The organism is Methanogenium sp. MK-MG (assembly GCF_009914725.1).
Classification (GTDB): domain Archaea; phylum Halobacteriota; class Methanomicrobia; order Methanomicrobiales; family Methanomicrobiaceae; genus Methanogenium.
In genome coordinates this window covers 1-7,335 of sequence record NZ_JAAAWJ010000086.1, presented here as the reverse complement: position 1 = coordinate 7,335, position 7,335 = coordinate 1, and the positions used below count along the sequence as shown (strand labels likewise).

Here is a 7,335-nt window from a genome sequence, read left to right as displayed (position 1 = left end):
TGCGAAAGCACATCCCCATAGCAGCAGAAGTCCCCGGTTGCCCCCCCCGGCCGACAGAAATTCTTGAAGCGATTTTGTCGCTTGCACCAGTTGTATTCAGCGATTATGAAAGGAGAGAGGAATGAAGAAGACTGTTGATGTATCCCTTCCCATAGGGCCGGTGCATCCGGTCTTTAAGGAACCGTGCCGGATAAAATGTGTTACACGTGGCGAATACGTAATTAGTGCAGAACTTGAGCTTGGATACGTAAAGAAAGGCATTGAACGTATCATGGTTGGCCGGCCCTGGCAGGAAGTGATGTTTCTTGCAGAACGGGTCTGTGGCATATGTTCTGTCATACATAATTATGTCTACATCGAAGGGATGGAACGCATCGGTGATATCGCAGTCCCTGACCGGGCGGCATATCTCCGGGTGGTGATAAATGAGCTGGACAGGATTCAGAGTCATCTGCTGGCCAATTATTCATACTGTTACACCATCGAACATGAAACACTGGCCATGTACCTGCTCAATCTGAGAGAAACCGCCATGGATGCTCTGGAATTAATTACCGGAGCACGCGTCACCTGTTCATACATCATACCGGGTGGTGTGAGATTTGATCTTACAGGCGAGAAAGAACAGTCCCTTTGCACCATGCTCGACCACATCGATTCTGAACTCACCCGGTTTGTCGGGATGTTTGAAGGAGGTTCACTGATCGCCCTCAGAAGCAAAGATGTCGGCAGGTTTACACGTGAGGAGGCGATTGAGTCGCACACCGTCGGGCCTACCGCCCGTGCAAGTAATCTTGACAATGACTGCAGACTCTTCCACCCGATCTATAAAAAACTGGGATTTGAGTCAATACTACTGGACGACGGGGACAATTATGCACGCGTGATGCTCCGTTTCATGGAAGTGTTTCAGAGTACCAAACTCATCAGGTCCTGTCTTGCACAGATGGAGCCGGGCACCATCCGGGGCGGTGGCGTTGTCGGAGAAGGCTCCGGCATATGGTCAGGTGAAGCCCCACGGGGTGAACTCTCGTATAACATCACTACAGACGAATTCGGACGTATAAAAAAGATTGGAATACGCACCCCGTCTATTATGAATATCGAGGCATGTGTGCATTACATGCTGAAAGGAGTGGATTCCTCTGCCGATGTGACGTCAACCTACATCAGTTCAGATCCATGCATCGCATGTAATGAGAGGTGATAAACAGATGGCATCTTCAATAATCTGGTATCTGAGAGAACTTGTCCGTATTGAGTGGCTCACGAAATTTTTCACCGTAAAAACAGCCCCTCTCATCACACCACCGCATTTTCGGGGATTCCCCACTCTTACAGACAGGGAATGCACGCACTGTCTGGCCTGTATGATGATCTGTCCTACACCGGATGCCATTGAAGTAGTTGAGACGGATGGCATCTGGAATCCGGTCATATACCCCGGCCACTGCATCCGGTGCGGACTCTGTGTGGAAATATGCCCGGAAGATGTGTTGACGACAGGAGTGATTCTCTCTATCCAAAAAGAAGAACAAACATCATACCAGTCATCATTTCATCTCTCAATAGACCCTGTCCTGTGCAGCCGATGCGGAAACTGTGCGGTTGCCTGTCCAGTCAATAAAGAGATTGATCCCTATCTGGCAGGGACGGGGACCGCATCCAGTGAAGAGGTGATTATGCGTATTATCAACGGTGAGATGCGTATCATTCACCCTGAGAAGTGTACTGGCTGTAAAACCTGTGAAGAGACCTGCGCGAACCATGCAATCAGGGTGGCACGCGTGGTTGAAGGTCTTCAGGGGGCAGAAGAATGAAGTTCATTCTGAATACCGGACGGACCATCCGGCAGGGAAAATTTACAGAGAATAAACTGGGTCAGGGATATGCCGAGGAGACCTCACGGTGCTATATTCATCCATTAGACCTTCTTGAACTGGGCATTGAAGAGGGAGAAAATATTATGGTAACAAACGTTACCGGTGAAGTTGTACTGGTAGCCCTTGCCGATGAGGGGTTACCAAAAGGGATGGTCTTTGTTCCATATGGCATTCACTGCAATTCAGTCATATCACCCTGCACGCACGGCACCGGCATGCCTGACTATAAAATTCATGAAGTGGAGATTGCCCCGACATCTGAAGACCGGAAAACACCGACTGAGCTACTGGAACAGTTAGGAGGAGTCAGGTATGCAGGAAATTAAAGATATGATATGCCCCTTCTGCGGGTGTCTCTGTGATGATATTACCCTGGAAATAGAAGCAGGCAAAATCGTATCAACGGATAACTGCTGTACAATCGGAAATGCAAAATTTCTGGGTAAAAACCGGTTAAAAAATCCTATAAAGAAGATCGATGGCACGTGGACTGATATCACCTATGAAGAGGCAGTAGACACCGCAGTCGAAATGTTACTGGATGCAGACCGGCCGCTGCTGTTTGGCTGGTCCGGCACTCACGGAGAGGCACAGTGCGTAGGAGTCCATATGAACGAAATCCTGGGCGGAGTGATTGACAATACCACATCTGTCTGTCACGGACCATCCATTCTTGCCATTCAGGAAGTCGGTCATCCCGGGTGTACCTTAGGTCAGGTGAAGAACCGTGCAGATCTCATCATCTACTGGGGCTGTAATCCCATTGAGGCCCACCCCCGGCATATGAGCCGGTACACCACCTATGCGGACGGATATTTCCTGGATAATGCGTTCAGAAACAGGAAAGTAATCGTTGTCGATGTGCGCGAGACCGAGACGGCAAAAGTTGCAGATGAATTCATCCGCATAAAACCGGGTGGAGATTATGCAGTGCTCTCCTCTCTCCGGGCCATTCTCCGCGGCAAAAGTGATATGATCCCCGATTCGGTGGCAGGTGTCAGCAAAACACAGCTCATGCAGGTAGCTGATATGTGTAAGACCTGTTCATTCGGTGCCTTATTTTTCGGTGTCGGCCTGACCATGGCGAAAGGAAAGTACAAGAACGTCAGAAACGCCATTGAATTCGTTGATGACCTGAACCGGCATACCAAATTTACGCTCACCCCGATGCGGGGACACTGGAATGTCTACGGGGCAAATGAAGTAATGGCCTGGATGACAGGCTACCCCTATGCCGTTGACTTCTGCCGTGGTGTTGCATTCTATAATCCCGGAGAAACGACGGCCATCGATATTCTTGCACGAAAGGAGTGTGATGCCTGTATGATCGTTGCAAGCGATCCGGCAGCACATTTCCCCCGTGCATGTGTGGAGCAGTTGCGCGATATACCTCTGGTTGTCATCGACCCGTTCGAGACAATGACCACCACCATTGCAGACCTTCAGATACCGGTCGCGGTAACCGGTATCGATGCGGAAGGTACGGCATACCGGATGGATGGAATTCCCATCAAAGTCAAGAAAGCGATGGATTCAGACTATCCTTCTGACACCGAGATACTCACGCGGATTTATAACAAAATGCTTGAGGTAAAAGGATTATGAAGACACTCCTGATAAAAAACGCCTTCGTCATCGATCCGATACAGCACATATCCGGTGAGACAATGGACATTGCCGTTCGCAACGGAAAAATTGTCGATGATGTAAAAAATCCTGACGAGGTGATCGACGCACAGGGGATGCTTACCCTCCCCGGCGGCATTGATTCGCACACCCATATCTGCGGAACGAAAGTCAATTTTGGCAGATACATGAGTCCTGAGGATATGCGTGCCGGACGGACATCACGCAAAGGGGATATGCATGCAACAGCCGGCTACAGTGTCCCGACAACCTATGGCAACAGTTACCGCTATTCCAGAATGGGATACACGACCCTCCTTGAAGGTGCCATGGCACCCATGGAAGCGCGTCACACCCATGAGGAGTTCAGGTATACACCAATGCAGGACTGCCTTGCAAATACCCTCTTTGACGGCAACTGGTTTGCCCTGCAGGCAATTCAGGACGGAGACACGAAACGGCTTGCAGGGATTCTGGCATGGTACCTGTCAGCGGCAAAAGGCTTCGGTGTCAAACTGACAAATCCGGGCGGTACTGAAGCATGGGGATTCGGAAAAGATGTGTCCTGCATTAATGATCCGATTCCGAATTTTGATATCACTCCCCTTGAAATCATTGTAAAGATGATTGAAGCCAATGAAATGCTCAATCTGCCTCATTCCGTCCATCTGCACTGTAATAACCTGGGAAAACCGGGCAATTATATGTGTACGCTTGATACCTACGATGCAATTCCTGACATCAACGATAAGCGTCAGTCACTCTACTCAACACATGTGCAGTTTCATTCATATGGCGGATCTTCCTGGAATGATTTCTGTTCAAAAGCAGAAGATATCGCCCGATCTGTTAATGATAAACCACACATTGTCATTGATACCGGGCAGGTGATGTTTGGAAAAACGACCACCATGACTGCTGACGGGCCGATGGAATTCAATCTCTATCGCCTGTACCATAACAAATGGAGTAATCATGACATTGAAATGGAGACAGGATCAGGCATCATTCCCGTAGTATACCGAAAGAAAAATCTGGTCAATGCGATCATGTGGGCAATCGGCCTGGAACTGGCCCTGCTGGTCGATGACCCATGGCGGTGCATTCTTGCGACAGACAACCCCAATGGTGCACCTTTCGTCAAATATCCCGAAGTGATGGCACTTCTGATGAGCAAGGAGTATCGTGATAAAGAATTTGAGACGCTCCATAAATCAACCGGCAGAAGGGTGGCCCTTCCCGCTATTGAACGTGAACTGACCTGGGATGAGATTGCGGTCATGACCCGTTCAGCACAGGCGCGTGCCCTGGGTCTTATTGATTATGGAAAAGGATACCTCTCTGAGGGTGCAGAAGCAGATATTGCCATCTACCCGATTGACGTCGATTCGACTGACCCGGCACGTGATTACGAACGTATCATCAATGGCTTTTCAACGACTGAATACACCATCAAAAGAGGTGAAGTTGTCTGCCGGAGAGGCACATGCACCCTTGAAGGAAATCATTCGACATACTGGGTAAAACCTCATGTGTCTCCGGCATACGATATGAGCAAAGATGCCGCGTTTATTGATGGGTTTAACAGGTATTACTCAATAAGAAGGGCAAATTATCCGGTCGGAGAAGAGTATCTCGGCCGCAATGTCTGCATGGAGACGGAGGCATCCATATGATGAAAGTAATTCTTGAAGTAAAAGAACGTCATAAACCAAATCTCCCGATTGAAGCAGAGTGTATCACACCCAAAAATTTTCTTGACCCGGAACGTGAATTTCATGTCTGGAAAGGCAATAAAGAACTGGATATAACAGATATATTTCACGTCCGCAAAGATGGAACTGCAAAATCTGCAGAACAGGTCGAAATTACCATCCGCGGTGACAGTTCACATATCAAACGGGTCGGAGAGTACATGGACGGCGGTAAAATCCTGATAGAAGGAGATATCGGTATGCACTGTGGGAACTTCATGAGTGCCGGACTGATAGAAATTAACGGGAATGCAGACTCATGGCTTGGTCGTGAGATGCATGGCGGAAAGATTCTCTGTCATGGGGATGCCATGGACTATGCCGGTTCAGGATACCGGGGTGAAAAGCAGGGTATGCGAGGCGGACTCATTGAAATCATGGGTGATGCAGGAGATTTTGCCGGAGAAACAATGGCAGGGGGAGAGATCATTATTCATGGAAACGCAGGGGACATGCCGGGGGTTGATATCAAAGACGGACGTCTGACAATCATGGGTGACTGTTCCCGTCCCTGCGGCAATATGTCCGGTGGAGAGTGCCGGATATTCGGGACGGCGTATGATATGCTGCCGACATTCAGAAATGAGGGTCTGACGGCAATCGACTCAGTTCAGATCACCCGTTTCTCAGGGGATTATATGTCCCGCGGATTGGGAACAATTTATGTAGCGAACTGCAAATATATGGATTAATGCTGAAACATCGTTGCGGATACACTGCTGCCGTTCATTGTAAAAACTGCGGCCGGCCACTCATCGATCATAAAAAAGACGGACTATACTGTCCATATTGTGGCCGCCGGGTGACGATGATATGTCCGGGATGCGGAAAACCCTGGTGACGATACCGGTTACCGGATGCTGCTGCCGACCAGACGTGCATACGCTGCGCGCAGTTTTCCGGTCTCCTCAGCGGTCAGATCCACTTTTTTATTCTGGTGCAGGTATCGTTCCAGTTCAGCAATGATCGCATCAGCATCGTGATGATTCTCAACGTCAAGATATTCCTGAACACCGTTTCGCTGCATTGTTTCACCACATACCGGGCAGAGTTTCCAGTTCTGGAACCGGTCAATATAGGTGAACGTCGCGCAGTTCTGACAGCGGATAATAAGATACATCTCTTATATCGCTAATCTATCCGACAGATGATTAATCTTTTTGAGGAATGGTAGTTCACGTACAGGACTGGACATTTGCGCATAGTTTTTATTTCCGGCGATTATTATTGATTAATGACAATTGAAATAATTCCGGTAGAGGGCATACCCATCGTTCAGGCAGGGGATAATTTCCCTGCATTCATCGCTGCATGTCTGTCAATAGAAGAAGATGATGTGCTCTGTGTGGCGTCATCCGCATATTCCAAATCAAAAGGCTATTTGCGGAGTCTGGCAGATATTCAGCCATCAGAGCGTGCAGCAGAAATTGCTGGCAAGTGTGGTGAAGATGCCCGTTTTATTCAGGCTGTGCTTGATGAAGCCGACGACATCATCATTGATTATCCGTTTATTCTCTGTTCCCTGCCGCATGGACATGTGGGTGTACGGGCGGGTATTGACCATTCCAATGTGGAAGACGGCCTGATCATTGTGCTGCCGCCCAATCCGATGGAGGCCGCAGATGACATCCGTGCGGAGATAAAAAAGATTACCGGTAAGAATATACGGGTTATTCTGACAGACACATGCGGCCGTTCATTCAGGAGAGGACAGGCAGGAGTTGCGATCGGATGGAGCGGCATGCCCGCCATTCAGGACTACCGCGGGGACACTGACCTCTTCGGCCATGTGCTTGAAATAACGGAAGAAGCAGTCGTTGACGAAATTGCCGGTATTGCGAATTTTGTCATGGGTGAGAGCAATCGTGGCGTCCCGGCTGTTATCTGCAGAAATGTTCCCGTCTGGCAGGGGCATGATGACCTCTATTTCAAAGCAGAAGAAGATATTACCAGAAAGGCAATGAAAAATAATTGTAACTATTCAGCCATGAGATCCTGAACAGTGAATGGTTTCCCTTCGGCCAACCTTTTCAATGCCTCATACACTGACTTCCCATTTTTTCTGACTGTCG

8 protein-coding genes are annotated in these 7,335 nt (G+C 48.8%); 7 read left to right on the top strand and 1 reads right to left on the bottom strand.

Going from position 1 to position 7,335, the window contains the following annotated elements; all coding sequences use genetic code 11:
• Positions 1 to 121 precede the first annotated feature (121 nt).
• From MKMG_RS09955 to MKMG_RS09930, 6 genes are read left to right on the top strand one after another with little or no spacing between them, the layout of a single operon-like run.
• Positions 122 to 1,207: a nickel-dependent hydrogenase large subunit gene (locus tag MKMG_RS09955; protein ID WP_165077684.1), complete on the top strand. Its 1,086-nt coding sequence runs from the start codon at positions 122 to 124 to the stop codon at positions 1,205 to 1,207.
• A 7-nt stretch (positions 1,208 to 1,214) separates the two neighbouring features.
• Positions 1,215 to 1,820 (top strand): 4Fe-4S binding protein, encoded by a 606-nt coding sequence (locus tag MKMG_RS09950; protein ID WP_165077683.1) that lies wholly within the window; start codon positions 1,215 to 1,217, stop codon positions 1,818 to 1,820.
• Positions 1,817 to 2,209 (top strand): molybdopterin dinucleotide binding domain-containing protein, encoded by a 393-nt coding sequence (locus MKMG_RS09945; RefSeq protein WP_165077681.1) that lies wholly within the window; start codon positions 1,817 to 1,819, stop codon positions 2,207 to 2,209. The genes MKMG_RS09950 and MKMG_RS09945 overlap by 4 nt, the downstream gene beginning before the upstream one ends.
• On the top strand, positions 2,196 to 3,488 hold the full coding sequence (locus tag MKMG_RS09940; RefSeq protein WP_165077679.1) for a formylmethanofuran dehydrogenase subunit B: 1,293 nt from the start codon (positions 2,196 to 2,198) through the stop codon (positions 3,486 to 3,488). Before MKMG_RS09945 ends, MKMG_RS09940 begins: the two co-directional genes overlap by 14 nt.
• Entirely contained in the window at positions 3,485 to 5,185 is a 1,701-nt protein-coding gene (locus MKMG_RS09935; RefSeq protein ID WP_165077677.1) for a formylmethanofuran dehydrogenase subunit A, read from the top strand. The genes MKMG_RS09940 and MKMG_RS09935 overlap by 4 nt, the downstream gene beginning before the upstream one ends.
• A complete protein-coding gene (locus MKMG_RS09930; RefSeq protein WP_371415215.1) occupies positions 5,182 to 5,955 on the top strand; it encodes a formylmethanofuran dehydrogenase subunit C in 774 nt (257 codons plus the stop codon). Before MKMG_RS09935 ends, MKMG_RS09930 begins: the two co-directional genes overlap by 4 nt.
• A 158-nt stretch (positions 5,956 to 6,113) precedes the next feature.
• Here MKMG_RS09930 and MKMG_RS09925 read toward each other — a convergent pair whose 3' ends face one another.
• Positions 6,114 to 6,383, bottom strand: coding sequence for a DUF1922 domain-containing protein (locus MKMG_RS09925; protein WP_165077675.1), 270 nt, complete (start codon positions 6,381 to 6,383; stop codon positions 6,114 to 6,116).
• Between the two features lie 114 nt (positions 6,384 to 6,497).
• Here MKMG_RS09925 and MKMG_RS09920 point away from each other — a divergent pair, with 114 nt between their 5' ends.
• A complete protein-coding gene (locus MKMG_RS09920; RefSeq protein ID WP_165077673.1) occupies positions 6,498 to 7,262 on the top strand; it encodes a coenzyme F420-0:L-glutamate ligase in 765 nt (254 codons plus the stop codon).
• Positions 7,263 to 7,335: the final 73 nt, after the last annotated feature.

Excerpts from the sequence above, each read along its gene's own strand:
- MKMG_RS09940 (WP_165077679.1), top strand. The coding sequence starts at position 2,196 with ATGCAGGAAATTAAAGATATGATATGCCCCTTCTGCGGGTGTCTCTGT.
- MKMG_RS09925 (WP_165077675.1), bottom strand. The coding sequence starts at position 6,383 with ATGTATCTTATTATCCGCTGTCAGAACTGCGCGACGTTCACCTATATT.
- MKMG_RS09930 (WP_371415215.1), top strand. The coding sequence starts at position 5,182 with ATGATGAAAGTAATTCTTGAAGTAAAAGAACGTCATAAACCAAATCTC.
- MKMG_RS09920 (WP_165077673.1), top strand. The coding sequence starts at position 6,498 with ATGACAATTGAAATAATTCCGGTAGAGGGCATACCCATCGTTCAGGCA.
- MKMG_RS09945 (WP_165077681.1), top strand. The coding sequence starts at position 1,817 with ATGAAGTTCATTCTGAATACCGGACGGACCATCCGGCAGGGAAAATTT.
- MKMG_RS09950 (WP_165077683.1), top strand. The coding sequence starts at position 1,215 with ATGGCATCTTCAATAATCTGGTATCTGAGAGAACTTGTCCGTATTGAG.
- MKMG_RS09935 (WP_165077677.1), top strand. The coding sequence starts at position 3,485 with ATGAAGACACTCCTGATAAAAAACGCCTTCGTCATCGATCCGATACAG.
- MKMG_RS09955 (WP_165077684.1), top strand. The coding sequence starts at position 122 with ATGAAGAAGACTGTTGATGTATCCCTTCCCATAGGGCCGGTGCATCCG.